This window comes from Arthrobacter sp. UNCCL28 (genome assembly GCF_900102805.1).
In the GTDB taxonomy this organism is placed as follows: domain Bacteria; phylum Actinomycetota; class Actinomycetes; order Actinomycetales; family Micrococcaceae; genus Arthrobacter; species Arthrobacter nicotinovorans_A.
This window is the reverse complement of record NZ_FMWE01000002.1, coordinates 398,472-422,923: the sequence shown is the minus strand read 5'-3', so window position 1 is coordinate 422,923 and position 24,452 is coordinate 398,472. Positions and strand designations below refer to the sequence as shown.

Genomic DNA, 24,452 nt, shown 5'->3' with positions numbered 1-24,452 from the left:
CCGGGCGGCAGCCAACAACAACGTCAAACCCCCACCGATACATAAGGAACAGGATCAACCGATGACCATGACAAACGAGCAGGCCGCCTGGTTTGCAGAAACGTTCGAGAAGCTCGTGGCCAATGTGGGCAAGGCGGTGCTTGGCAAGGAGCACGTCATCCGGCTGACCTTCACGGCGATGCTGGCCGAGGGCCACGTCTTGTTTGAAGATGCGCCGGGAACGGGCAAGACCTCGCTGGCCCGCGCTCTGGCCGCGACGGTTCAGGGTTCGCATAACCGAATCCAGTTCACGCCTGACCTCCTGCCGTCCGACGTGACGGGCGTGACCATCTATGACCAGAAGACCCAGAAGTTTGAGTTCCACAAGGGTCCGGTGTTCAACAACATCGTCCTTGCTGATGAAATCAACCGTGCGTCGCCGAAGACCCAGTCTGCACTGCTGGAAGTCATGGAAGAATCCAGAGTGACCGTGGATGGAACCACCTATGAGGCAGGCCGGCCGTTTATGGTGCTGGCAACCCAGAACCCGATCGAGCAAGCAGGCACCTACCGCCTGCCCGAAGCACAGTTGGACCGCTTCCTGATTAAGACGTCCATCGGCTACCCGGACCACGCCTCCACGGTGCGGTTGCTGGGCGGGGCCAACCTCAAGGACCGGTCCAAGGAGCTGACTCCGCTCATCACCACCCAGGCCGTGGCCGACATGGCAGACCTCGCGGCCACCACCCACGTGGACACGGCTGTGCTGGAGTACATTTCCCGCCTGTGCGAGGAGACCCGCAACGCCTCCGAGACCCGCCTTGGTGTGTCTGTGCGTGGTGCACTTGCCATGGTTCGTGCCGCCAAGGTGTGGGCTGCGGGCCAGGGCCGCAACTTCGTGCTTCCGGATGACATCAAGGAACTCGCCCCTGTGGTCTGGACCCACCGCTTGGTGATGGATCCCGAGGCTGAGTTCTCCGGTGCAACGCCTGACGTTGTCCTCACCCGCGTTCTCGCCGACGTCGCCGCCCCGCAGCAACGCGCCACCGCTTAGTCCGCGGCACCGGCGTCGGGTCAAACAAACACGGCGCACAGCACCCCCACCTGCACCCCAGCTCAAACAAAGGCCTCCACATGTCCTCCAGCACACCCCTGACCCGGGCTGCTGACTCGTTCAAGCGCGCTACGGCGGCAGTGAACGGCAAGATCCGCGGCGCCCGCACTCCCCGGAACGAACCAGGCAACCGCCCTGGCCGAACCGGGAAACCGGGCAAGTCCAGCTCACTTCACCCGGCCGCCGTCTGGGCCGAAGCCGCGGGAACAGCCGGCCAGTTCCTCTCTCCGGCTTGGAACAACGTGCGCGGAGTATGGCTGAAGTTCGTGTGGCCGGTCCTGTCCGTAGTGAGCCTGCTGGGCTGGGTGGTCCTGGCTGCTGCGATCGGACTGTGGTGGGCCGGACAGGCTTGGGGCTGGCAGGAAGCCAAGTCCGCGGCGATGGTCGCGTTCCTGCTGTTCGTCCTGGCGATTGCCTTCATCGTGGGCCGCTCGGCCTACGGTGTGGTCCTGGACCTTGCCCGCACGCGCGTGGCTGTGGGAGATGACGCTGTGGGCAGTATTGCGGTGTCCAACGTCTCCACCAGGCCGTTGTTGCCGGCCGCGTTGGAACTTCCGGTCGGCGCCAATACTGCTGTGTTCCATCTGCCCCGCATGAAGCCGGCGCAGGTGCACGAGGACCTCTTCACCATCCCCACGGCCCGGCGTGCTGTGATCGTGGTGGGCCCGGTTCGCTCGGTACGCGCCGACCCCCTCCACCTCCTGCGCCGTAGGGTGATGTGGACGGAACCGGTGGACCTCTTCGTCCACCCCCGCACGGTGTCGCTGGGCAGCTCTGCCGCCGGCTTCATCCGTGACCTCGAAGGCATGCCCACCACGGAGCTGTCCAGCGCGGATGTCTCCTTCCATGCACTTCGGGATTATGTTCCGGGCGATGACCGCCGCCATATCCACTGGAAGACCACGGCGCGCACCAACAAACTCATGGTCCGCCAGTTCGAAGAAACCCGCCGCGCCCACCTTGCCATCGCCCTGTCCATCAACACTGAGGAATACGATTCCGAGCCTGAGTTTGAAATGGCCATCTCAGTGGCGGCATCCATCGGACGCCAGGCCATCAGTGAGCAGCGCGATCTCGACGTCCTGACCCAAAGAGGACCGCTCCGCTGCGAAACCGGCCGCAACCTGCTGGACGACGCCACCCGCATTGTCGGGGCACCCATGAGGAAGACCGCCGTCGACCTCGCACGCAACCTGTCCGACGCCGTTCCGAACGCTTCGGTGGTGTTCTTCGTCGTGGGCAGCCACGTCAGCGCGACCCAGCTGCGCACCTGCGCCGCGTCCGTACCTCCGGGAGTCCGAAGCCTGGCGGTGCGCGTCCAACCCGGCGCGGCGCCGTCGAGGGCCAACATCGCGGACCTGACGGTCCTCACGGTGGGCGACCTGGACGACCTCGCCATTGTCCTTCGAAAGGCGGCAGCATGAGCACCGCGCCCAATCTTCGCGTGCGTCCCCGCGCCGCCAAGGGAGCCAGGTCCGCAGGCCGCGCCAGTGGCGCCGCCGGCGGGTCGATTTTTGCCGACGGCCGCCCGTTGTGGCACTTCGCGGTGGATTGCGGCGCCCTGGCGGTGCTGCTTTTCCTTGGAGTCCTCGGATTCAGCCTGAGCTTCGGCGGAGATGCGCACTATCTGGTTGCCGGTCTGGGCGGTGTGCTGCTCGGGCTGGGCATAGCGGTCCTGAACGCCCATCTTCGTTTGGGCCTGCTGATCACCGCAGCAGTGACCTTCGGCGCCTACATGCTGTTCGGTTCCGCCCTGGCTGTCCCGGATTCAGCGGTCTTTGGCGTCCTGCCGAGCCTCGATTCGTTGCGGACCCTGCTGCTGGGCGTCGTGTTTTCCTGGAAGGACATGCTCACAGTGGGCGTTCCCGTGGGCACAGCCAACGGGATGCTCATTGTGCCATTCCTCAGCTCGCTGCTCACGGCGCTGGCCGCGGGCCTGCTGACATGGCGCCTGAAGAGCCCGTACTGGCCGTTGCTGCCCGTCCTGGTGTTGTTCGTGACAGGTATCGCCTTCAGCACCAGTGCAAGCTTCCTCAACGTGGAGCGCGGTGTTTCCCTCACCATCGTTTCGATCGTATGGGCGACGTTCCGCCGCGATGTCCTTCGGCAGCGGAGCACCAAGACCGTCTCGGCCAACAGGCCGGATTCCGACGCCGGTGCGGCCCGCCGCGGCCAGCTTCGCAGGCTGGGGACTGCTGCTGCCGTGATCGCGGTCGCCGTCGGTGTCACCGCCATCGCCTCGCCGATTGTGACGGCCAGCGATGACCGGAAGGTCCTGCGGAACACGATTGTCCCGCCGTTCGATCCGCGTGACTACATCACTCCTCTGGCGAGCTTCCGGAACTTCGTCAAGGACGAGAAGGACAGCACGCTTTTTACCGTCAAGGGCTTGCCCAAGGATGCCCGTGTGCGCCTGGCTGCGCTGGACGCCTTCAACGGTCTGAACTACACCATGGATCCCAACAGTTCCGGCAACTTCAGCAAGGTGGGCGACGCCCGCTCGCTCAATACGCTGGCCGATACCGGGAGCCCGGTGAAGGGCACCAACTACACCTTGGACATCACTGTGGAGGACTACCAGGGGTACTTTGTCCCGGGCGGCCGGCACACCACCGGCATGAGTTTCTCCGACACGTCCGGCGCGGCCTCAGGGCTTTACTTCAATGCCGGTACGGACACCGCTGTAAGCACCAAGGGTTTGTCCAAGGGTGAGAACTACACCGTGCAGGTCTCGGACCCCGGTACCTTGGAGCACGGGCAGTTGACGCAGTACGACTTCGCAAAGCTCACCCTGCCTGAGGCGCAGGAAGTGCCGCCGATCGTCGCCTCCCAGGCCAACGAATTGTCCGCGGATGCGCCGACGGCCATTGACCGCGTGCGGCAGATTGAAGCTCACTTCCAGAAGAGCGGTGCGTTCAGCAACGGCTTGGTGACGGAGGGACAGCTTCCGAGCCTGCCCGGCCACAGCGCCGCACGTATCCGGAACATGCTCTCCGCCAAGCAGATGCTCGGCGATGACGAGCAGTACGCCGTCTCCATGTCCCTCATGCTCCGGCACCTGGGCATCCCCTCGCGCGTGGTGATGGGCTTCTACCCCGATCCGAAGAGCCCCGAAAATGGCGCCGGGGATATCAAAATCACCGGCAAGGACGTCCATGCCTGGGTTGAGGTTGCTTTCGACCGTGTGGGTTGGGTTGCCTTCGATCCCACCCCGCCCAAAGACAACGTGCCCATCCCGCCGGACCCGGAGAACAAGTCCAAGCCCAAGCCGCAGGTGCTGCAGCCGCCGCCCCCGCCGCAGGAACCGGCAGACCTCCCGCCGGACTCCACCCCGGATGCCTTGGACGCTGATGAGAAGAAGAACAACCCTTGGCTGTTCTGGGGTCCGTTGTTGGCAGCCATCGGTGTTGCGCTGATTCCGTTGGGGATCCTGGCCTTGCCGCTGTTGCTCATCCTCCTGTTGAAGGCACGACGCCGGAAGGCCCGTTTCCGTGACGGCCACCCTGCGCAGCGGGTCGGCGGCGGATGGAACGAAGTGATCAGCCTTGCCACCGACATGGGTGCCTCGATCGATACCAAGTCCACGCGCCGCGAGTCGGCCACGGTCATCGCGGAGGCGTTCCCGAACGCGGGCGGCACCACCACGATGCTGGCCCACCGCGCCGACGCTGCCGTCTTTGGCGCCGGTCAACCAAGCGAGGACGAGGTCAAGGACTACTGGGAGATCGTTGACTCGTCCTTGACCGACATCACTGGAAGCGTCGGTTTCTGGAAACGGCAGCAGGCCAGGTTCTCGCCGAGGTCCCTGTTGTCCGATGGGCGGGCCGCCTTGAGGCGCCGGGAACTGGGAACCACTGATCCGGCGACACGTCGTCGCTTCACTTGGCCGTTCAAGAAGGACACAACCAATGAGTAATGAGGCCGAACTCTGCCCGGCCTGCAAGCACGCAGTCCGTCCCGGGGCTGCGTTCTGCACCCAGTGCGGTTCCCCGCTGAGCAACCGTGGAGCCCGCAAGGAAGGGAACATCAACCACGCCCAAAAAGCGGCTTTGGAGTTCGCCACCCGGCAGGGCGTGCCCGATCCCGGTAGTATCTCGGTAGTGTCGGCGCCGGCGTCGCCGGCACACCCGGTGCCACCGGGAACCAGCAACGCGCCGGACCGTATCACTGGGCCAGGGGGAGGGACCACCATGACCACCAAGCTCGACTTGGTGCCCGCATCTGCAGGCAAAAGGCTGGGCGCGGCTGTGCTGGACTGGCTTGGACCACTCGCAGTCCTGGCCACCACCTTCGCCATAGGCATCGCGGGCATCACCCAAACCCGCCGGAACGGCTTCATTGTTTATGACACCGGCCTGCTGGTCCTCTTGGGCAGCATCGGCCTGGGCGTCACCGTTGTCTACATCTTTGTTCTGCTTGCCCTTGAGGCGAAATCCGGCAACACCATTGGCAACCAGCTCATGGGAATCCGCAGCTCCGATGCCGAGGGGTACGCTCCCGGCGCAGGCGCCGTTTTTGTTCGTGGCATCGTCACCGGCAGTGTCCTGCTCCTCGGCGGGATCACCTCGGCAGTCCTTTCCGCGCTTGGCCTGATTTCCCTGGTCCTGTGGATCGGGCTTCCTTTGATATTCCTTGGTGTTGTGTGGGCCATCCTGGTGGTGGTCTCCAACGCCTGGGATAAAGACGGCAAACTGCGCGGCTGGCAGGACAAGGCAGCGAAATCCTTGATGTTCGATGTCCACGCGGGACGCAACCCCGTGGCTACCGGCGGAATTCAGGGGCCTTATAGCTTCGCGCCGATGGACCTGCCGCCGGTGCAGCCAGTGGCTTCGCCGGTGCCGTCCGGCTCAGGGCACTCCGCCCCGAGGACTGCTTCCCCAGCTCAGGGGATTCAATCGCAGGGGCCTCAAGTGCATGCGACCCCTGCGGTGCCGGCCGCGCAGCAACCCTCCCACGACCCCAACCAGTGGCGTCCGCCGTCGGCTCCGTGGCCCCCTGCGGCAGCACAACGCCCGGCCCCTGTGGCGCAGCAGCCGCATGTCATTCAGCCGCCGGTCGCCCCTGAACCCCAGGTCATTCAACAGCCTCCTGCACCGGTTCACAGCTTTGCCGGGCACCCCGACGACGACGTCGAGCGAACCCAGATGCGTCCCGGGGCCGAGCGTGCGCAAGCGGTCCTGCGGATCCGGATCGACGACGGCCAGGACGTTCAGCTTGGTGGCTCGGTTCTTCTGGGACGCAACCCTGCCCCACAGCCAGGGGAAGCGGTGGAACAACTGATGCCAGTAGCGGACCCCGGCCGGTCCATCTCCAAAACCCACCTGCATCTGCGCGTGGATGGCGATGGCGTCTGGGTCACAGACAGAAACTCCACCAACGGCAGTGCCGTTACCACGCCCGACGGCCTCCAGACTCGACTCCATCCGGGCCAGGCTGTCCTGGTCCGACCCGGTTCCACCGTTCACTTTGGCGACCGTTCCTTCCACCTAGGACAAGCATGAATTCACAGCCGGCCACCCCTGCCAACGCCGAAGCAGGTGTCCCGGGCGGGCCATCCTTTGGCCTGAGCTACGGGTACGGTACGGACCGCGGCCTCCGCCGTGAATTGAACGAGGATTCGTTCATCGCTGCCGACCCCGTCTTCGCGGTGGCCGATGGCATGGGCGGGCACGAAGCCGGAGAAATTGCCAGCGGCATGTGCGTCCGGGCCCTGGGCAGCGCCCCCGAACTTGCTGCCGGTGTCCGCACAGCATCCGCGGCGGATCTGCAGGCCTGCCTCTTGAGGGCTGACGCGGCTATTCGAAACGCCACCGGAGCCCGGGCCGGAACCACGCTGTCCGGCGTCGTGGTGGTGGAACAGATGGGCCTGCCCTATTGGCTGGTGATGAACATCGGCGATTCCAGGACATACCGCCTCAGCCAGGGGGAGTTCACCCAGGTGAGCGTTGACCACTCCGAGGTGCAGGAACTGGTGGATTCCGGGGACATCACCGCAGAGCAGGCAACGGTCCATCCCCGGCGGCACGTAGTGACCCGCGCCCTGGGCACGGGAGATGAGACCGAAGCGGATTTCTGGTTGCTTCCCATCCAGGAAGGCGACCGGATCATGGTTTGCTCCGACGGCCTCAACGGTGAACTGGGCGATGACCACATGTTCCGTATCCTCAGCACCGTGGCCCATCCACAGGACGCCGTGGACGCGCTGATCCAGGCGGCACTCAGAAGCGGCGGCCGTGACAACGTCACCGTCATAGTGGTGGACGCCAAGAACGTCCTGAACGACGCCGGCATCGCCACCACTGCGCCCCGCCCCGAGGTTGCCGCCGAGGTTGAAGAGGACACGCTGCCCAGGGCCTGGGTGAATGGAACAGACGAGCTTCCCGCGGCGGACCAGGAGGAAGGCGTCGATGGCAAGCAGTAACCTGTCGGAGACCCGCTACCAGCAGGGTGACTGGTTCGGCGTGGTGCGGAACGGAACGGTGGTGCTCCTTGGCCCGGATACGCCGCACGCCCTGATTGATACCGTTTGGGGGTTGCTGGAATCAGCTCCCGAGGCCCACGAAGTCCTCCACGAGGTAACGGACGCCTTTGGTGTATCCCTGAGCCGCATCCCTCCGTTCGGGATCATTGACGCCAAGGATGCGCTCCGTGTGTTCCTTCGTGGCGATCTTGAACTGCTGGTCCAGTTCGAGTCGGGTGCCGAACAGCTCACCGGACGTGATGTCACTACATGGACCGAACGCCGGCTCCCTGGAGCAACTTCCTACAGCCTCCGGATTGGTGGCGGTTCCGCCTCGGACATGCCCTTGAACAGCCTTCCCGTGGCGGAGGGAGTGGTGCTCTTGTCAGCACTGGAAGCTGCCCCCGGCGAACCCGTCAGCGTTGACGTGCCCGCAATACCCGCTGCAGCCGTTCCTGTGGAGGTGCCGGCAAAGGACGGCAACGCCGGGCCTGCCGTGCCGGTGATATCCGCTGCAGCCGTTCCTGTGGAGGTGCCGGCCAAGGAGCGCGACGCCGGGTCTGCCGTGCGGGACAGCGTTTCGGACGAGACCATGATCGGTTACACCGAGGCAGACCTGGGCCTGACCATCGCCCCGGGCCAGCTTTCCGCCAGCCAACCCACTGATGACCGGCACGCTGAAGACCAGCACGCTGATGTCCTGCCGGCCGCTGGCCGGCCAGGGGACCAGGAATCCCACGAAGCCGAGCAATCTCCTGAAGGGGTTGCGGCTGACGGTACCCGAGCGGCTTCACTGACAGTTGCCCCGGCAGGGGAGACCACCGCGGCGGCTGGGTCTTCGCAAGCGGGCGCTCTCCCGGATTCCCCTGGCCTCCAGAGTCCGGAAACGAACGACGACGCGAAGGAAGCGGCGGTTGGGGCACCACCCGCGGACGGACCCGCAGATGGCCCTGCGGTTGAGGACGTTCAGGAGGCGTCGGAAGTCCCTGTCCACACCAGCACCACCGATCCGTTGTTGCCCACGTTGGAAAACACCACCAATTACGATCACCTATGGGACAAGACGGTGATGCGGAATATTGAAGACGCGGCTGTCCGCGTGGAAGACGACTCCGATGACCATGACGCCCCGGCGTCCCAAATATCTGGTGCCCCGGCGTCCAAGACACCGGATGCCCCCGGGTCCCCGGTTCAGCAACCCTCCGCTCCGGAACGCCATGGGCAACCCATTGAGCTGCCCCCCGCCGTGGAACCCGCCGTGGAATCCGTCGAGCAACCCCCGGCAGCCACCGGAGGCTCCGGGCTGATCGATTCCGTCCCTTGGCTCCGCAACAATCCCACTGCACCGGACACGGGCAGCGTTCCGCCACCGCTTTCGAATATGCCCGCGGTGCCGGCCATTGGGTCGGTTCCAGCTCCCGGGCAGGCTCCCTCAGCGCGTGGAGTGGACGCTGCCCCGCAGCTTCCAGGCGGCTGGCCAGTGGCGCCTTCTCCCGCGGTTGACGAAGATTCAGATCATGACGGCCAAACCATCATGAAGAGCAGCCTTGCTGCTGATCCCGCGGATGCGGCCAAACCAGCGTCGGACGCGGCGAAAGACGCGTCGGAGACAGCGGTTGCCAACGGACCAAGCGTCCTGGCGAGGGTGTGCTCCCAAGGGCACGCGAATCCGCCTACCTACCCGCAGTGTTCCGTGTGCGGTACCGTCTTGTCCGGCGATGCGCAGCAGGTCCCACGACCACGGCTTGGCCGGATGCGCCTTTCAACAGGTGAGCTGATTGATCTTGACCAGTCGCTCATCATTGGACGGCAACCTTCCGTTTCCCGTGTCCAAGGCGGCACCATGCCCAAGCTGGTGCAGGTGGAGAGCCCCGGTGGGGACATCTCCCGCTCCCACGTCGAGGTCAGGTTGGAAGGTTGGCACGTCATGCTGTGCGACCTGAAAGCAACCAACGGAACCGTGTTGATCAGGGAAGGCCAGGCACCCCGCAGGCTTGCCCAAAACGAGATGGCCATCCTGCTCGATGGCGATATCGCAGAGTTGGGTGACGATATTTCATTGCGTTTCGAGGAGATTCTTTGAGTTCCAAGAGGCCCCCCGCGCCGCCTCCACCCATCCCGGGATTCCAGTACGTCAGCCTGCTAGGCTCCGGTGGATTCTCGGATGTTTACCTGTACGAGCAAGACAGGCCGCGCCGGAAAGTAGCCGTCAAGGTGCTGCTGTCGGACCTGAAGACCGAGGGCGCACGCCGTCGCTTCGAGTCCGAGGCCAACCTGATGGCCCAGTTGTCCTCGCACCCGTACATTGTCACGATCTTTGAAGCAGAGATCACCGAGAACGGCCATTCCTACCTCGCCATGGAGTATTGCTCCAGGCCAAGCCTTGATGTCCGCTACCGTCGCCAGCGGTTCAGCGTGGACGAGGTCCTGGCCGTCGGCATCCAGGTGGCATCCGCCGTCGAGACTGCCCACCGGGCCGGCATTGTCCACCGGGACATCAAGCCGGCGAACATCCTGGTCACTGACTACAACCGGCCTGCCCTGACGGACTTTGGGATTTCCGGCACCATTGGCGCGGACACCGAGGACGACGCCGGCATGTCCATTCCGTGGTCGCCGCCTGAGCAGTTCCGGGGCGGCGCAGTGGACGGGGTTCCCGTGGACATCTGGGCCCTGGGGGCAACCCTTTACACGCTTTTGGCCGGCCGTTCGCCGTTCGTTTTGCCCGGACAGGACAACTCCCAGCGGGAGCTGATTTCACGCATCACCAATTCGCCCCTGCCCAGGCTGGGGCGGGCGGATGTTCCGGAGTCGCTGGAATTGGTCCTGGCTACGGCCATGGCGAAATCGCCAGGGTCCCGCTACTCGTCGGCCCACGCTTTTGCCTTGGCGCTCCAGCGGATCCAGACAGAACTGAACCTGTCCGTGACGCCGTTCGAGGTACTCGAAGAGCCCGGGCACGGTGACGAGCAGCATCCGGATGACAACTTCGAGGAAACCCGGGTCCGGAGCATTGCATCCATCGATCCGGACGCCTCCGGAACGGCCACCACGGGCTCGGCTCCCACGTTCCCGGCGCGGACTTTTCCCTCCACTGTTCCAGGAGCCACCCGGCCTCCTGCGCAGTCGGCTGGTCCGCCCCAAACGGTACAGCCGGCCCAGTTCAGGCCCGCACAGCAAACGCCAGGAAGCGCTGCCCAGCCAGCAACCCCTGTTCAGCAACCAAACGCTGCCCAGCAAGCCAGCCCTGCCCAACAAGCCAGCGCTGCCCAACAAGCCAGCGCTGCCCAATCAACGCAAGCAGCCGCCCAGCAAACCCCGCCCCAATTTCACGCGCCTGCCCGGGACAACAGCCCTGTGCAAGAACCGGACGTCGCAGAGTCCACAGTGCTGCGGGGGTGGCAGTCCTCGCCTGAGCCTGTGGATGATGCCACCATCAGCCGCTCCTCTGCCTCCGCAGGGGTGCCAACGGCTGTTGACGACGACGCCCCGGCAGCCGACCACAGCAAACGCAACCTGTGGCTCGCCGCCACCGGAGCAGCAGTACTTGTGGTCGCCGTCGTTGTTGGCGTGGTCCTGGGCTCCTCGGCGCAACCAAAGGTTGCACCGACAGAAACGGCGAGCAAGCCCCCGGCCGATCCCTTGGACAGTGGAAGCGTCCCGGACGTCGAAGCACTGTCCGCAGCGCGGGACACCAAGGACCCGAACATCATTGTTTTCTCCTGGAAGAACCCGCAGCCAAAAGAGGGCGACACCTATAAGTGGCGCACCAAATCGGCTAAAGCCGACGGCGCCTATGAGACAACCCAGACCGAGAAGGCGTTTGTTTCCGGATTCGGTGAAACGCCCATTTGTGTCCAGGTCATCATTGTCCGCTCTGATGGCAGCGCCTCACCGGAGGGCCCGGAATCCATTGCTTGCCTGGAAGGCTGACCGGCGCATGACACTTACTTATCACCGACATAGGAGGCACAGATCATGGGGGATCTAGCAATAGATTTCTGTGGGGAGTGGTACGAACCGTCCGACGAAGACGTCTTTGACATTGGTCGGGAAGGTGATCTGGAGGTCGACGACAACCCGTACCTGCACCGGCGTTTCCTGCAGATTGCCCGTTACGACGGCATGTGGTGGCTCAGCAACGTGGGCAGCATGTTGTCTGCCACGATCGCCGATGGTTCCGGCGGGATGCAGGCCTGGCTTGCGCCCGGCGCCAGGATTCCCTTGGTCTTCAGCCACACCAACGTGATCTTCACGGCCGGTCCCACCACCTATGAGTTCGCCGTCCACCTGAAGACGCCATCGTTCCGGCATGAGGCACGTGAAGAAGACCAGGCCGGGGACACCACCATTGGGCCCGTGGTCTTTACCGACTCGCAGAAGGCCTTGATCGTGGCCTTGGCTGAACCCATGCTGCGGCGCGAAGGCACCGGCTTCAGCGCCATTCCTTCCTCGGCAGAGGCTGCCAAGCGCCTGGGATGGGCGCTGACCCGCTTCAACCGCAAGCTGGACAACGTGTGCGACAAACTGGACCGCGTGGGCGTAGTGGGCCTGCGCGGGGGTGCCGGAAAACTTGCCACCAATCGCCGCGCCCGCCTGGTGGAGCACGCTGTGACCTCGCATTTGGTCACCCCGGCGGATTTGCACCTTCTTGAAAAAATGACTGGAGTCGACGAAGGATGAAGTTTCGCCTGACCTTGCGGCGCGATCCTGCCGAAGCAAAGGACCTCGCCGTCACGGTGGATGGCCGTGCCACGGTTGCTGACATCGCCACGGAACTCTGGGCCGCCGACCCCGTACGCAAGGGGACCGAACCGCCGTCGAACCTGTCCATCAGCGTGGACGAAGCGTTCGTTGGAGGAGGCCTGTCCGGTCACGTCCTGCGGCCCACGGACAACTTGCTGGAGTCCGGGCTGCGGCCTGGTTCAAAGGTTTCGCTCGCCCAGGTCAGTGAACAGTTCGCCTCGAACGGCCACGCAAACGGCACCAACAGGGGACCGGCAGCGGCGACGCTGCGGGTTATGTCAGGGCCCGACGTCGGACGCGAATTTTCGCTGCCCTTCGGCACCAGCTACATCGGCAGGGACAGGGACGCCGACATCCGGCTCACGGACCCCTTGACCTCCAAGCGCCATGCCCGCATCACGGTGGGCGAAACCGTGGAGATCGTGGACACGAACTCCGCCAACGGCCTCCTGATGGATGGGCTGCCGGTCACCCGGGCAACCTTGCAGTCCTCGGACACGGTAACTCTGGGCGACACCACGGTGGGAGTGGTGGCGTTGTCGCGCAACCACGGCGGGGGACCGTCGTCGCCGTTGGTGGACTTCAACCGCTCGCCCCGGGTGCTGCCCAGGTTCGACTCTCCCAAGCGCGTGCCGCCGGCGGGGCCCAAGCGCCCCGAGCACCAGCCCTTCCCCTACATCATGCTGGTGGCGCCGCTGCTGATGGGTGGGGTGCTCTTCGCCGTCACCCAGAACCTGCTCTCCGTGCTCTTCATGGCCATGATGCCGCTGTTCATCGTGGGGCACTATGTGGACCACAAGATGCAGAGCAAGCGACAGGCCAAGGAGGGCCACAAGCAGTTCAAAGCCGCAATGCTGGCATTTCGCGAGGACATTGACCGGCAGCAGAACATCGAGCGCGCAGTCAGGCTCCAGGAAGCGCCGTCGGTCAGCGATACCGTGGACGCGATCTACAAGCTTGGCCCGCTGCTGTGGACCAACCGTCCCGAGCACCAGCACTTCCTTGGCGTCCGTTTTGGGCTGGGCTCCGCGCCGTCGCGGATCCCGTTCGACGAGCCCGGCGCCAACGAGACCGAACCGCAGTACATGCGCGAAATCCAGGAATGCCTTCAACAGGTCCGTGTGATTGAAGGCGTGCCGATCGTTTCCCAACTGCGTACCTCCGGCTCGTTCGGCGTCGCGGGGGACCGCAGCGTGGTGGACGATGTTGCCCGCGGGATGGTGCTCCAACTGGTGGGCCTCCACTCACCGGCGGAAGTGGTCCTGACCTCACTGACCTCCGCACGCTCCCGCGAACGCTGGGACTGGCTGCAATGGCTCCCGCACGTGGGTTCGGGCCACAGCCCGCTCTCCGGCGACCACCTCGCCGCCGGCCCTGCCGCCGGTGCTGCCTTGTTGTCCCGGCTGGAAAGCCTCGTCGAAGAACGCGAGTCCATGGCCAAGGAACCGGGCCCCCAGCCCCGGCCAGGTCTTAAGGACGAACACGAAGAGATCCCCGCCCCCGTGGTTCCGGCGGTCCTGGTGATCGTTGAGGACGACGCCCCCGTGGATCGCGGACGCCTGACCCGCCTGGTGGAGCGGGGCCCCGATTACGGGGTCCACATCATGTGGGTGGCCGCCAATGTCCAGTCGCTCCCCGCAGCGTGCCGCGATTTCCTGTCAGTCGACGGCGATCATGGCACCACCACCGGCCAGGTTCGATTGGGCCGCCACACTTACCCGGTGAGCTGTGAAAGCCTCGACGCGGATCTTGCCACGCAGCTGGCGCGCATGATGTCTCCGCTGGTGGACGTCGGCAACCCGCTCGACGACGACTCCGACCTCCCGCGCGCGGTCTCCTATGCCACATTGATCGGCAAGGAGCTGATGGACAACCCGCAGGCTGTGGCCGAGCGGTGGCAGGAAAACAACTCGGTCCACGCCACGGCAGTGCCCAACCGCAAGGACAATGGCAGCCTCCGGGCCTTGGTGGGGTCCAAGGGCGTGGAGCCGTTCTACCTTGACCTGAAGAACGAGGGACCGCACGCGTTGGTGGGTGGCACCACCGGTGCCGGTAAGTCCGAGTTCCTCCAGTCCTGGGTGATGGGCATGGCCGCGGCATACAGCCCGGACCGTGTGAGCTTCCTGTTCGTGGACTACAAGGGCGGCGCGGCTTTCGCTGACTGCCTCCACCTGCCCCACACCGTGGGCCTGGTAACTGACCTGTCCCCGCACTTGGTCCGCCGTGCCCTGACTTCCCTGCGTGCCGAGCTGCACTACCGTGAACGCCTCCTGAACCGCAAGAAGGCCAAGGACCTGCTGGCGCTCCAGCGCGAGGCCGATCCCGAGGCCCCGCCCTACCTGATCATCATCGTGGACGAGTTCGCGGCTTTGGCGACCGAAGTTCCCGAGTTCGTGGACGGCGTGGTGGACGTCGCAGCCCGAGGCCGTTCGCTGGGTCTGCACCTGATCCTGGCCACCCAGCGTCCCGCCGGCGTCATCAAGGACAACCTGCGGGCCAACACCAACCTCCGGGTTGCTTTGCGCATGGCCGATGAAGTGGATGCCGTGGACATCCTGGGTGTTCCCACTGCTGCCTACTTTGATCCCTCGATTCCGGGTCGTGGCGCTGCGAAGACCGGTCCGGGCCGCATCCAGGGCTTCCAGACCGGCTACGCCGGAGGCTGGACCACCGACAAGCCGCAGCGTCCCAGGATCGACATCGTCGAGATGGCCTTCGGTTCCGGCCCCACCTGGGAGCCGCCTTTGGTCTCCCAGGTGGAGGAAGAACCGGCCGGCCCGAACGACATTGCCCGGATGACCGGAAACATCATCCGCGCTGCCGACGTCCTGTCCATCGAGCCTCCCCGGAAGCCGTGGCTGAACGAGCTTGCCACCACCTACGACTTCTCCAAGCTGCCCAACCCCCGGACGGATGAGCGGCTCCTGCTGGGCGTGGCGGATGATCCCGCCCACCAGGACCAGCCAACTGTGTTCTACGAACCGGACAAAGACGGCAACATGGCTGTCTACGGCACCGGTGGATCCGGAAAGTCGGCTGCGCTGCGCAGTATCGCCATCGCTGCCGCTGTCACCCCCCGGGGTGGTCCGGTGCACATTTACGGCATCGACTGCGGTTCTTCGGGCCTCAAGATGCTGGACGGACTCCCGCACGTTGGTGAAATCATCAACGGCGACGACGTAGAACGGGTTGGCCGCCTGCTGCGCTGGCTCAAGGAAGTGGCCGATGACCGCGCTGCCCGGTTCGCCGAGGTCCGGGCATCGACGATTGTCGAGTACCGGCAGCTGGCCAACCGGCCGGAGGAGAAGCGCATCTTCATCCTGGTCGACGGTATGTCCTCCTTCCGGGAAGGATACGAGTACAGCAAGCTGTCCGCGCTCTGGGACATCTTCCTGACCCTGGCTACCGACGGGCGTCCCTTGGGCATCCACCTCGTCGTCAGCGGTGACCGCACCAACTCCGTTCCGGCGTCGCTCCTTGCCTCCATCCAGAAGCGGTTGGTCCTGCGGCTCAGCTCCGAAGACGACTACATGACCTTGGACGTCCCCAAAGACGTCCTCAACGCTGCGTCCCCTCCCGGTCGAGGCCTGCTTGATGGGCTGGAAGTCCAGCTCGCCGTGCTCGGTGGCAACCCGAACCTGGCCCTGCAAGCACGCGAAGTGGCCAAGCTGAGCCAAGCCATGGTCCGCCAGGGACTGGAGCAGGCACCGCAGATCCAGCGCCTGCCGGAATTGGTGGACCTGGACATCCTGCCTACCGGCGCTCCGGACAACCCCGTGATAGGCGTCGACGACGAAACGCTGGGTTCGGCGGCCATCGCCGCCAAGGGTTCGCTGCTCCTCGCCGGCCCTCCGGGTGCCGGACGGACGGTTGCACTGGTTACCTTGGCGTACGCTTTGCGTCGCTCCAACCCGCGGACGGACCTGATCTACATCGGTTCACGCCGTTCCGCTGTTGCCTCCTTGAACATCTGGAGCCGCTCGCTGGTGGGCCCGGATGAAGTGTCCGATGTGGTGGACGACCTGATCGACAAAGCCTCGGACAACCCGGGCAGCATGGCCATCTTCATCGAGGGCCTGACCGAGTTCACAGACACGCTTGCAGAATCGGGTGTCGGCCGCCTGGTCACGGCAGCCATCAAGGCCGATCAATGGGTGGTGGGGGAGTCCGAAACCTCCACCTGGTCCCAGGCCTGGTCCTTGGCCCAGCCGTTCAAGTCCGGCCGCCGCGGACTCTTGCTCAACCCGGGAGATGTGGAGGGCGACAGCCTCCTCAACACCTCCCTGGGCCGGATCAGTACCGACTTCATTCCGGGCCGTGGATACATTGTTGGACGGGGCAAGGTACGCAAACTCCAGATTGCCATGCCACCGGAGAACAGAAGCTAGGATTTGCCGCAGCGCAGTGGATATAGGAGGATTTCACAAAACACCCGAACTCCTTGAAAACTGGCGGCACCCCAACGCCCCAGCTGAGGTTATCTTCATGAGACACTCCGTTGTCCCTGCCGTTCTCCTTACCGCTTTCCTTGCCGTCGGCGGGGTGCTTGCCCCCGCCGGCGCAGTTCACGCCGCTCCATGCACGGAGGGCAAAGCCACGTGTGCTCCCGTACAGGTTCCTACGGAGCCCACACCCACGCAGCCTGGCCTGGCCCCGGAGCCGGATAAGAAGCCCGCGCCGCAACCGGAACCAACCAGGGTAAGGGAAACCCCGAAGGCGCCGGCACCGGCACCGGCGCCTCCCCAGCCGCCCGTCCAGGCACCGCAGCCCGCGGTCACCCAGTTCGTCACCGTGGCACCCCGGGTGACCAGTCCGGCGTCGGAGTCATCCGAACCCACGCCCACGGCCGAGCCGATCTCAGCGTCGGCAACGCCGACGGCCTCGCCTTCTGCTGGTTCCGCCTCCGCCAGCCCCAGCCCCTCAAAGTCGTCCAACTGGAACACTCCTGTGGACAAGGGCAAGGAGACGCAGGCGGCGGCGATGGTCGGCACCTCATTCTCCGGCCCCAACATGCTGGGCCTCTTCGGCATCCTGGGTGGAGTCCTCCTGGTGGGCCTGGGCGGCCTGGCGTTCGCACTGTGGAGCAAGAACAGGCTCTCCTCGCACTAGCCCACCGCATAATGTCCGCACCGTGCGGCAAGATAGACGTGTGAGCACACCAGAAACTGCGAATCCGGTAGAAACCACAGGTGAGGACACGGCTGCAGCCGTTGTGGAACGAGAGGGCACCCCGCCCTCGGAGTCCTTGCGGGACGAGTACGAGCACCTGGCCGACCTCGTCCGTAAATACAGGTATGCCTATTACCAGGAGGACTCGCCCACGGTATCGGACGCCGAGTTTGATGAGCTGTACCGGCGGCTGGAGGAGTTGGAGGCACTCCACCCGGAACTGGTCTCCAACGATTCCCCTACGCAGGAAGTAGGCGGCGAAGTTTCCTCGGCCTTTGCTGCCGTTGAACACCTGCAGCGCATGTACAGCCTGGACGACGTCTTCTCGCTGGACGAGCTCGAGGCCTGGGTGCGGAAGGCAGAAGCGTCCGTGGCCAAGCTCGGAGACTCCGTTCCGCCCATCGCCTGGCTGACCGAGTTGAAGATTGACGGCCTCGCCGTGAACCTGCTCTACCGCGACGGCAAGCTGGTGCGTGCAGCCACACGCGGGGATGGCACAACCGGCGAAGACATCACGCACAACGTCCTCACCATCAAGGAAATCCCGCGGGAGCTCAGCGGTTCCGGATATCCGTCCGAAGTCGAGATCCGTGGTGAGGTGTTCATCCCCTCCAAGGCTTTCACGGAGTTCAACGAGACCCTCGTGGCAGCAGGCAAAGCCCCGCTGGCCAACCCCCGCAACGCAGCCGCCGGGTCGCTTCGCCAGAAGGACCCTGCAGAAACAGCCAAGCGGCCGCTGAGCATGTACGTCCACGGGATCGGTGCCCGCGAAGGCCTGGACGCCAAGAGCCAGTCCGAAACGTACAAGCTCCTGGAGACCTGGGGACTGCCTACCAGCCCGTACCTCAAAGTCCTGGACTCCTTTGACGAGGTCCTGCAGTTCATAAGCCACTACGGCGAGCACCGTCACGACCTCGCACATGAGATCGACGGCATTGTGGTCAAGATCGACGACTTCGCGACCCAACGCGCCCTCGGATACACCTCCCGCGTTCCGAGGTGGGCAGCTGCCTACAAGTACCCGCCGGAAGAAGTCCACACCAAGCTCCTGGACATAGCAGTCAACGTTGGCCGCACTGGACGGGTGACTCCCTTCGGATTGATGGAACCGGTGAAAGTGGCCGGTTCCACGGTGGGTATGGCAACCTTGCACAACCAGGACGTGGTCAAGGCCAAGGGCGTCATGATCGGTGACATCGTGATCCTGCGAAAAGCAGGCGACGTCATCCCGGAGATCGTGGGGCCGGTCCTTGCCTTGAGGGACAAACAAGACCCTCCGGTCCGGGAGTTCGTGATGCCCACGGAGTGCCCGTCCTGCGGCACCCCGCTGGCGCCGGCCAAGGAAAGCGACGTGGACATCCGGTGTCCCAACGCGAAGTCGTGCCCGTCCCAACTGCGTGAGCGTGTCTTCCACCTTGCGGGCAGGGGCGCGTTCGACATTGAAGCCCTGGGGTGGGAAGCGGCCATCGCCCTCACCCAGCCGGCGGAGCCTGAAACACCGCCCCTGACAAGTGAAGCGGGTTTGTTCAGCTTGAAGCCCGAGGACCTGGCCGATGTCCTGATCCGCAGGGAGAAGCGTTCCAAAGGCGTAGGCACGGGCGAGTACGAGCTCGTTCCGTATTTCTACACCAAGGGCACGGCCAAGTCCCCGTCCAAGCCAACGGCCACCACGGAGAAACTGTTCGTGGAGCTGGAGAAGGCCAAGAAGCAACCGCTCTGGCGGGTGCTGGTGGCACTCTCCATCAGGCATGTGGGCCCCACAGCATCACGGGCACTGGCTACGGCCTTCGGCAGCATGGACGCTATCCGCAACGCCACCGAAGAGCAGATGGCACACGTGGATGGTGTTGGCCCCACCATCGCGGTGGCCCTCAAGGAGTGGTTCTCCGTGGACTGGCACAACGAGATCGTGGACAGCTGGGCTGCCGCCGGTGTGCGCATGGAGGACGAGAGGGACACCTCCATGCCGAGAACGCTCGAAGGCCTGACCATCGTGGTGACCGGTACCTTGCCCAACTTCAGCCGCGACGAAGCCAAGGAAGCCATCATCATCCGTGGCGGGAAGGCATCCGGTTCAGTGTCCAAGAAGACCAGCTACCTCGTGGCCGGAGAAAGTGCCGGGACCAAGCTGGATAAGGCAGAACAGCTCGGCGTTCCTGTGCTGGACGAGGACGGATTCCGGGAGCTCCTTGCCAACGGACCCGCCGCCGCTGAAGCGGCACCTGAAGATGCGACTGAAGAAGCACCTGAAGCAGCAACCCAAGAAGGTACTGCCGGGACGGATTCCGAATGACTGACGTGAACGGGTTGCTGGCTGTAGCCAAACGGGCTGCGGCAGCGGGGGCCGCCGTGCTGGCCCGCCGGTCCGTCATCGGCACCGGCGGCGATGGTTTGGAAACCAGCAACAAAGGCGAGGCAGGAGACTGGGTGACAGCCTTCGACGTCGCCGCGGAGAACGCTGTCCGTGCAGCGATCCTTGCGGAGCGTCCGGATGACACCATCACCGGGGAAGAACACGGCACCACCAGGCCGGAGAGGCCGTCGGGGTACCGCTGGTCCATTGATCCCCTGGACGGGACCACCAACTTCATCCGCAACATCGCCTACTACGCCACCTCTGTTGCCGTAGCCGATTCCGACGGCGTATGGCTGGCCGGCGTGGTCCACGCACCTGCCTTGGGACGGGTCTACTCGGCCGGCCGCGGGCTGGGAGCCTGGCTGGAAACCGGGGGAGAATCCATCCGGTTGGCGGGTCCGGTTCCAGGGCGCACAGGTCTCATCCTGGCCACGGGGTTCAGCTACGATCCCGCAACCCGTGCAAGCCAATCCGCCGGGCTGGCCGAACTCATGGAAGGATTTGCTGATGTTCGGCGACTGGGTTCCGCAGCGTTGGATCTGTGCCTGGTGGCCGACGGAACCTTTGACGCGTACGGCGAGCGTGGATTGAACGAGCACGACTTCTCCGCCGGCGCGCTGGTGGCGGAGGAAGCCGGTTGTTGGGTGCGCAGGCCCCGGCTGGAAAGCCCGCTGACCGGTGGGCCCAGCACAGAGGACCGCTTGGCGGCCTGGATGTGCGCAGGGACCTTGGAACTGTCCGGCAAGTTCCCGCTGTAACCCCCAGCCAGTGATCACCACCCTCGCCATCGCCAACTACCGGTCAATCCGGAATCTTGCCTTGGAGCTGCATGGACTGGACATCGTGACCGGGGCCAACGGCAGCGGAAAGTCCTCGCTTTACCGCGCCCTGCGCCTGCTGGCCGAGTGCGCCGGGGGAGACTCGGGAAATGTGGTGGGATCCCTGGCGCGTGATGGCGGCCTGGCTTCGACGCTGTGGGCCGGCCCGGAATCCATCAGCGAGGCAATGCGGCGGGGTGAGGTGCCCGTTCAGGGAACAGTCCGTCGGGAGTCCGTCAACCTCAAGCTCGGTTACTCCGGCGACGACTTTGGATACTTGGTGGACCTGGGAATGCCTGCCGGCAGCGGTTCGGGGTTTGACCCGGAAACCGGCCGGACCCGCCCCTCGGCCTTCAGCCTCGACCCGGAAATCAAACGGGAGCAGATCTTTTCCGGCTCCGTAGCCAGGCCGGGGTCTTTGCTGGTGGACCGGAAGGGAAGCCTGGCCAGATTACGGGGGGCCAAAGGCGAGTGGGCCGAGTTGTCGCGGCGGCTGGACACCTTCCAGAGCATGCTGACCGAGGTTTCGGACCAGGACCGGGCTCCGGAAGTACTGAGGGTTCGGGACTCAGTGCGGTCCTGGCGGTTCTACGATCACTTCCGCACTGATGCCGAGGCACCGGCTCGCCAGGCGCAACTGGGTACCCGTACTCCGGTCCTGCACCACAGCGGGAAGGATCTTGCTGCCGCGCTGCAGACGCTGCGCGAGGTGGGTTTCGAACGGCAGCTGGATGCCGCCGTCGGCCATGCCTTTCCTGGAAGCCGATTGGAAATTGCCGTCCATGATGGCCGGTTCAGCGTGGAGCTTCGGCAGCCGGGCATGCTCCGTCCCATGAAAGCAGCCGAACTCTCGGACGGGACCCTGCGGTTCCTCTTGCTGACCGCCGCCTTGCTGACCCCGCGTCCGCCTGAGCTCATGGTCCTGAACGAACCGGAGACCAGCCTCCACGTTGACCTGATGCCGGCACTGGCCGAACTTATTGTCCAGGCCAGTGCCAACAGCCAGATGATCGTGGTGACCCACTCGGAAGCCTTGCTGAGTGCTCTGCGGAGCAGCGGCGCCGCCCATGAACACGAGTTGTATAAGGACATGGGCGAGACCAGGATCAAGGGCATGGGTCCGTTGGAAGGGCCGCTATGGAGTTGGCCCAAGCGCTGAAATCGGGCTCAGGCTGAAATCCGTCAGAAGGCAGAGCCAATGGAGCTAAGCTCCTGCGGGACGCTCCCGGTGTACAGGTTCTTCGGGCGCTCGAGCCCGTAGTGCCCGCGAAGGGTGGACGCCGTGTACTCGGTGCGGAACAGTCCGCGCTGCTGGAGGATCGGTACCACCTGGTCCACGAAGATCTCCAAGCCGGAGGGAAGCACGGGCGGCATGATGTTGAAACCGTCAGCGGCGCCGGCAAAGAACCAGTCCTGGATGGCATCGGCCACCTGTTCGGGTGTGCCGGAGAAGGTCCGGTGACCGCGCCCGCCGCCGAGGCGCCCGATCAGCTGCCGGACGGTGAGCTGTTCGCGCCGGGCCAGCTCCACAATGAGCGTGTAGCGGCTCTTGGCACCCTCGATCTCATCCTCCGAGGGCAGATCGGCGGGCAATTGGCGGTCCAATGGCAGGTCCTCAGGAGATAGGCGGAGGGTTTTGGCCAGTTGTTCGCGGGCGTACTCGGGCTTGATGAGCTGGTCCAGCTCCTGCTCGAGTTTGAGTGCTTCAGCCTCGGTGGAGCCGATCACGGGGACGATTCCGGGCAGGATCTTGATGCCTTCGGGATCCCGCCCGGCCGCCGCAGTGCGTGCCTTCAGATCCGTATAGAAGGCTTGGGCATCGGCCAGCGTTTGGTGGGCAGTGAAGACGGCTTCCGCATAGTGTGCCGCCAAATTCTTACCGTTCTCCGATGACCCTGCCTGCACGATCAGCGGGTGGCCTTGCGGGGACCGGGGCACGTTCAGGGGGCCACGGACGCGGAAGTGCTTTCCTTCGTGGTCGATGGTGCGGATCTTGGTGTCGTCCCCCCAGACGCCGTCGGCCTTGTCCGCCAGGATGGCGTCGTCTTCCCAGCTGTCCCAGAGTTTCCGGGCAACTTCGATGAATTCGGCGGCCCGTTCATACCGGACCGCATGCGCAGGTTGATCATCCACGCCGAAGTTGCGGGCCGCGTCCGGCCCCGCTGTGGTGACAACGTTCCACCCTGCGCGGCCTCCACTGACCCAGTCAACGGAGGCAAAGCGGCGGGCCAGGTTGAAGGGATCGTTGTAGGTGGTGGAGGCAGTAGCAATCAGGCCAATCTTCCGGGTGGCTGCTGCCAGTGCCGTCAGTAGGACGGTGGGCTCCAACTTCCCGGCCGGTCGCCTGCCCACTTCCCCGAAAAGGACGGGGGAGTCGGCGAAGAAGATGGAGTCCAGCTTTCCCCTTTCGGCTGTGCGGGCCAGATGCTGGTAGTGCTCCACCTTGGTAGAGGCAAGGGGGTCGCTCTCCGCCAAACGCCAGGATGCTTCGTGGTGCCCGGTGCTCATCAGGAAGGCGTTCAGGTGAAGTTGGCGGCGTGGCGGGGTCATGGTTTCTCCTCATACTCGGAACAGCTGGGGCTGGTGTGTGGCAACTCAAGCACGGGTTCCAAGGGGTCCGCCAGCGCCCCGACATGTCCCCGCAACAGCACGAAACCGGGGTTCACCGCACGCAATGGTGCTCCATCCGGCGCCACGTGGGGCAACACAAAAGCGGCCCCCGCAGCCGTGAGTGGAGGGCGCAGAGCCAGCCATCCGGCGTCGTGCGTTCCGTATGAGACTGATAGCTCCATCACGGAAAGGCCATTCCGGCGCTGTTCGCGCCTCCAATCCAACTACCATTGGTAGGTGCTTTCGCCGATTACCGTCCGTCCCGCCCTGCCCGAAGACTACGACGCCGTTGCCCGCATTACGCAGGATTCCTACGTCACCGCTGGGTACTACGGCGACGCCGATCACCCGTACCTGCAGAAGCTCCAGGACGTGGCCGGACGCGCGGAGCACGCAGAAATCCTCGTGGCAGAGCGCAACGGGCAAATCATCGGCTCCGTCACGGCGGCCCCTGCAGGCGGCGGTTTCTCGGACATCGGCCTCGAGGACGAGTTGGAACTCCGTACTCTGGTGGTGGATCCGGCAGTCCAACGCTCCGGAGCCGGCCGGGCCCTGGTGAAGGCCGTGGTGGATCAGGCCAAGGCCATGGACGGTATCAAGGCAGTGTCCCTGACCACGGGTGCAACGTGGGAAAGTGCCAATGCCCTCTATGCGCGTACCGGCTTTGACCGTGCTCCGCACCGCGATTGGTTTGTTCCCGGCACCGACATAAAGCTGTTCGTTTACCGGCTGGACCTTCCAAACTCATAAAGTTTCCTTCGTAAACGCCGGTCACCGGACCGTGCGAAGCGACAGGAAGGCGCGGCATGCGCAAGACATTCGGCACGGGCTCGGTCTGGGAGCAGACCCTTGGATACTCCCGCGCAGTCCAGGTGGACAACACACTTTTCATTTCGGCGACGGCTGCGTCCGGGCTTGTCGATGGCAAACAGGGCATTGTTGGGGATAATTTCTACACCCAGACCAAGTACATCCTCGAGAAGCTCGGGACTGTCCTGGAAGAAGCAGGGTTCTCCTATGAGGACGTGGTGCAGTCCAAGCTGTACCTGACGGACATCAGCAAGTGGGAAGATGCCGGCCGTGCGCATGGCGAAGTCTTCGGGGAGATCCGTCCCACCTTGTCCCTGGTGCACGTCCTGCCGTTCCTTGATCCGGACATGCTGGTGGAGATCGAGCTCGTGGCGCAAAAGTCCGCCTAAG

17 protein-coding genes are annotated in these 24,452 nt (G+C 64.6%); 15 read left to right on the top strand and 2 right to left on the bottom strand.

The features are described 5' to 3' along the window. Positions 1–61 precede the first annotated feature (61 nt). The 9 genes from BLQ01_RS06580 (at position 62) to BLQ01_RS06540 (ending at position 16,687) form a co-directional block, all read left to right on the top strand. On the top strand, positions 62–1,033 hold the full coding sequence (locus tag BLQ01_RS06580) for an AAA family ATPase (RefSeq protein ID WP_091550692.1): 972 nt from the start codon (positions 62–64) through the stop codon (positions 1,031–1,033). A gap of 80 nt (positions 1,034–1,113) precedes the next feature. Further along, positions 1,114–2,517: a DUF58 domain-containing protein gene (locus BLQ01_RS06575; RefSeq protein ID WP_091550691.1), complete on the top strand. Its 1,404-nt coding sequence runs from the start codon at positions 1,114–1,116 to the stop codon at positions 2,515–2,517. Further along, positions 2,514–5,009: a transglutaminase TgpA family protein gene (locus BLQ01_RS06570; RefSeq protein WP_026541423.1), complete on the top strand. Its 2,496-nt coding sequence runs from the start codon at positions 2,514–2,516 to the stop codon at positions 5,007–5,009. The genes BLQ01_RS06575 and BLQ01_RS06570 overlap by 4 nt, the downstream gene beginning before the upstream one ends. Continuing rightward, complete coding sequence (locus BLQ01_RS06565) at positions 5,002–6,594, top strand: RDD family protein (RefSeq protein ID WP_091550689.1); 1,593 nt, start codon at positions 5,002–5,004, stop codon at positions 6,592–6,594. The genes BLQ01_RS06570 and BLQ01_RS06565 overlap by 8 nt, the downstream gene beginning before the upstream one ends. Next, positions 6,591–7,514: a PP2C family protein-serine/threonine phosphatase gene (locus BLQ01_RS06560; RefSeq protein ID WP_091550688.1), complete on the top strand. Its 924-nt coding sequence runs from the start codon at positions 6,591–6,593 to the stop codon at positions 7,512–7,514. Before BLQ01_RS06565 ends, BLQ01_RS06560 begins: the two co-directional genes overlap by 4 nt. Continuing rightward, positions 7,501–9,636: a hypothetical protein gene (locus BLQ01_RS06555; RefSeq protein WP_091550686.1), complete on the top strand. Its 2,136-nt coding sequence runs from the start codon at positions 7,501–7,503 to the stop codon at positions 9,634–9,636. The genes BLQ01_RS06560 and BLQ01_RS06555 overlap by 14 nt, the downstream gene beginning before the upstream one ends. Continuing rightward, positions 9,633–11,486, top strand: a complete 1,854-nt coding sequence (locus tag BLQ01_RS06550) for a serine/threonine-protein kinase (protein ID WP_091550684.1) — start codon at positions 9,633–9,635, stop codon at positions 11,484–11,486. The genes BLQ01_RS06555 and BLQ01_RS06550 overlap by 4 nt, the downstream gene beginning before the upstream one ends. Before the next feature lie 45 nt (positions 11,487–11,531). After that, positions 11,532–12,236, top strand: a complete 705-nt coding sequence (locus tag BLQ01_RS06545) for a hypothetical protein (RefSeq protein ID WP_026541428.1) — start codon at positions 11,532–11,534, stop codon at positions 12,234–12,236. Beyond that, positions 12,233–16,687: an FtsK/SpoIIIE domain-containing protein gene (locus BLQ01_RS06540; protein ID WP_026547129.1), complete on the top strand. Its 4,455-nt coding sequence runs from the start codon at positions 12,233–12,235 to the stop codon at positions 16,685–16,687. The genes BLQ01_RS06545 and BLQ01_RS06540 overlap by 4 nt, the downstream gene beginning before the upstream one ends. Positions 16,688–16,864: 177 nt before the next feature. Here the strand turns inward: BLQ01_RS06540 and BLQ01_RS06535 are convergent, their stop codons facing one another. Beyond that, positions 16,865–17,290 carry a hypothetical protein gene (locus BLQ01_RS06535; protein ID WP_091550683.1) on the bottom strand — a complete coding sequence of 142 codons (426 nt, stop codon included), beginning with the start codon at positions 17,288–17,290 and terminating at the stop codon, positions 16,865–16,867. On the opposite strand from BLQ01_RS06535, the gene BLQ01_RS22780 reads away from it, so the two are divergent. From BLQ01_RS22780 to BLQ01_RS06520, 4 genes are read left to right on the top strand one after another with little or no spacing between them, the layout of a single operon-like run. Continuing rightward, positions 17,280–17,408 carry a hypothetical protein gene (locus tag BLQ01_RS22780; protein ID WP_302846714.1) on the top strand — a complete coding sequence of 43 codons (129 nt, stop codon included), beginning with the start codon at positions 17,280–17,282 and terminating at the stop codon, positions 17,406–17,408. The genes BLQ01_RS06535 and BLQ01_RS22780 overlap by 11 nt on opposite strands. Before the next feature lie 40 nt (positions 17,409–17,448). Further along, complete coding sequence (gene ligA, locus BLQ01_RS06530; protein WP_091550681.1) at positions 17,449–19,761, top strand: NAD-dependent DNA ligase LigA; 2,313 nt, start codon at positions 17,449–17,451, stop codon at positions 19,759–19,761. Next, positions 19,758–20,582: an inositol monophosphatase family protein gene (locus BLQ01_RS06525; protein WP_026547132.1), complete on the top strand. Its 825-nt coding sequence runs from the start codon at positions 19,758–19,760 to the stop codon at positions 20,580–20,582. The genes ligA and BLQ01_RS06525 overlap by 4 nt, the downstream gene beginning before the upstream one ends. A 10-nt stretch (positions 20,583–20,592) precedes the next feature. Then, complete coding sequence (locus tag BLQ01_RS06520; protein ID WP_091550680.1) at positions 20,593–21,801, top strand: AAA family ATPase; 1,209 nt, start codon at positions 20,593–20,595, stop codon at positions 21,799–21,801. 23 nt (positions 21,802–21,824) lie between these two features. On the opposite strand, the gene BLQ01_RS06515 is transcribed toward BLQ01_RS06520, so the two are convergent. Next, the gene (locus BLQ01_RS06515) at positions 21,825–23,192 is read right to left on the bottom strand and encodes an LLM class flavin-dependent oxidoreductase (RefSeq protein ID WP_091550678.1); all 1,368 of its coding nucleotides are present in this window, start codon (positions 23,190–23,192) and stop codon (positions 21,825–21,827) included. Positions 23,193–23,489: 297 nt separating this feature from the next. Between BLQ01_RS06515 and BLQ01_RS06510 the strand changes: the two genes are divergently transcribed. Further along, positions 23,490–24,002, top strand: coding sequence for a GNAT family N-acetyltransferase (locus BLQ01_RS06510; RefSeq protein ID WP_026547135.1), 513 nt, complete (start codon positions 23,490–23,492; stop codon positions 24,000–24,002). A 56-nt stretch (positions 24,003–24,058) separates the two neighbouring features. Beyond that, a complete protein-coding gene (locus BLQ01_RS06505; protein ID WP_026541436.1) occupies positions 24,059–24,451 on the top strand; it encodes a RidA family protein in 393 nt (130 codons plus the stop codon). Position 24,452 lies beyond the last annotated feature (1 nt).

Excerpts from the sequence above, each read along its gene's own strand:
- BLQ01_RS06580 (WP_091550692.1), top strand. The coding sequence starts at position 62 with ATGACCATGACAAACGAGCAGGCCGCCTGGTTTGCAGAAACGTTCGAG.
- BLQ01_RS06575 (WP_091550691.1), top strand. The coding sequence starts at position 1,114 with ATGTCCTCCAGCACACCCCTGACCCGGGCTGCTGACTCGTTCAAGCGC.
- BLQ01_RS06570 (WP_026541423.1), top strand. The coding sequence starts at position 2,514 with ATGAGCACCGCGCCCAATCTTCGCGTGCGTCCCCGCGCCGCCAAGGGA.
- BLQ01_RS06565 (WP_091550689.1), top strand. The coding sequence starts at position 5,002 with ATGAGTAATGAGGCCGAACTCTGCCCGGCCTGCAAGCACGCAGTCCGT.
- BLQ01_RS06560 (WP_091550688.1), top strand. The coding sequence starts at position 6,591 with ATGAATTCACAGCCGGCCACCCCTGCCAACGCCGAAGCAGGTGTCCCG.
- BLQ01_RS06555 (WP_091550686.1), top strand. The coding sequence starts at position 7,501 with ATGGCAAGCAGTAACCTGTCGGAGACCCGCTACCAGCAGGGTGACTGG.
- BLQ01_RS06545 (WP_026541428.1), top strand. The coding sequence starts at position 11,532 with ATGGGGGATCTAGCAATAGATTTCTGTGGGGAGTGGTACGAACCGTCC.
- BLQ01_RS06540 (WP_026547129.1), top strand. The coding sequence starts at position 12,233 with ATGAAGTTTCGCCTGACCTTGCGGCGCGATCCTGCCGAAGCAAAGGAC.
- BLQ01_RS22780 (WP_302846714.1), top strand. The coding sequence starts at position 17,280 with ATGGTCGGCACCTCATTCTCCGGCCCCAACATGCTGGGCCTCTTCGGC.
- BLQ01_RS06525 (WP_026547132.1), top strand. The coding sequence starts at position 19,758 with ATGACTGACGTGAACGGGTTGCTGGCTGTAGCCAAACGGGCTGCGGCA.
- BLQ01_RS06515 (WP_091550678.1), bottom strand. The coding sequence starts at position 23,192 with ATGACCCCGCCACGCCGCCAACTTCACCTGAACGCCTTCCTGATGAGC.
- BLQ01_RS06505 (WP_026541436.1), top strand. The coding sequence starts at position 24,059 with ATGCGCAAGACATTCGGCACGGGCTCGGTCTGGGAGCAGACCCTTGGA.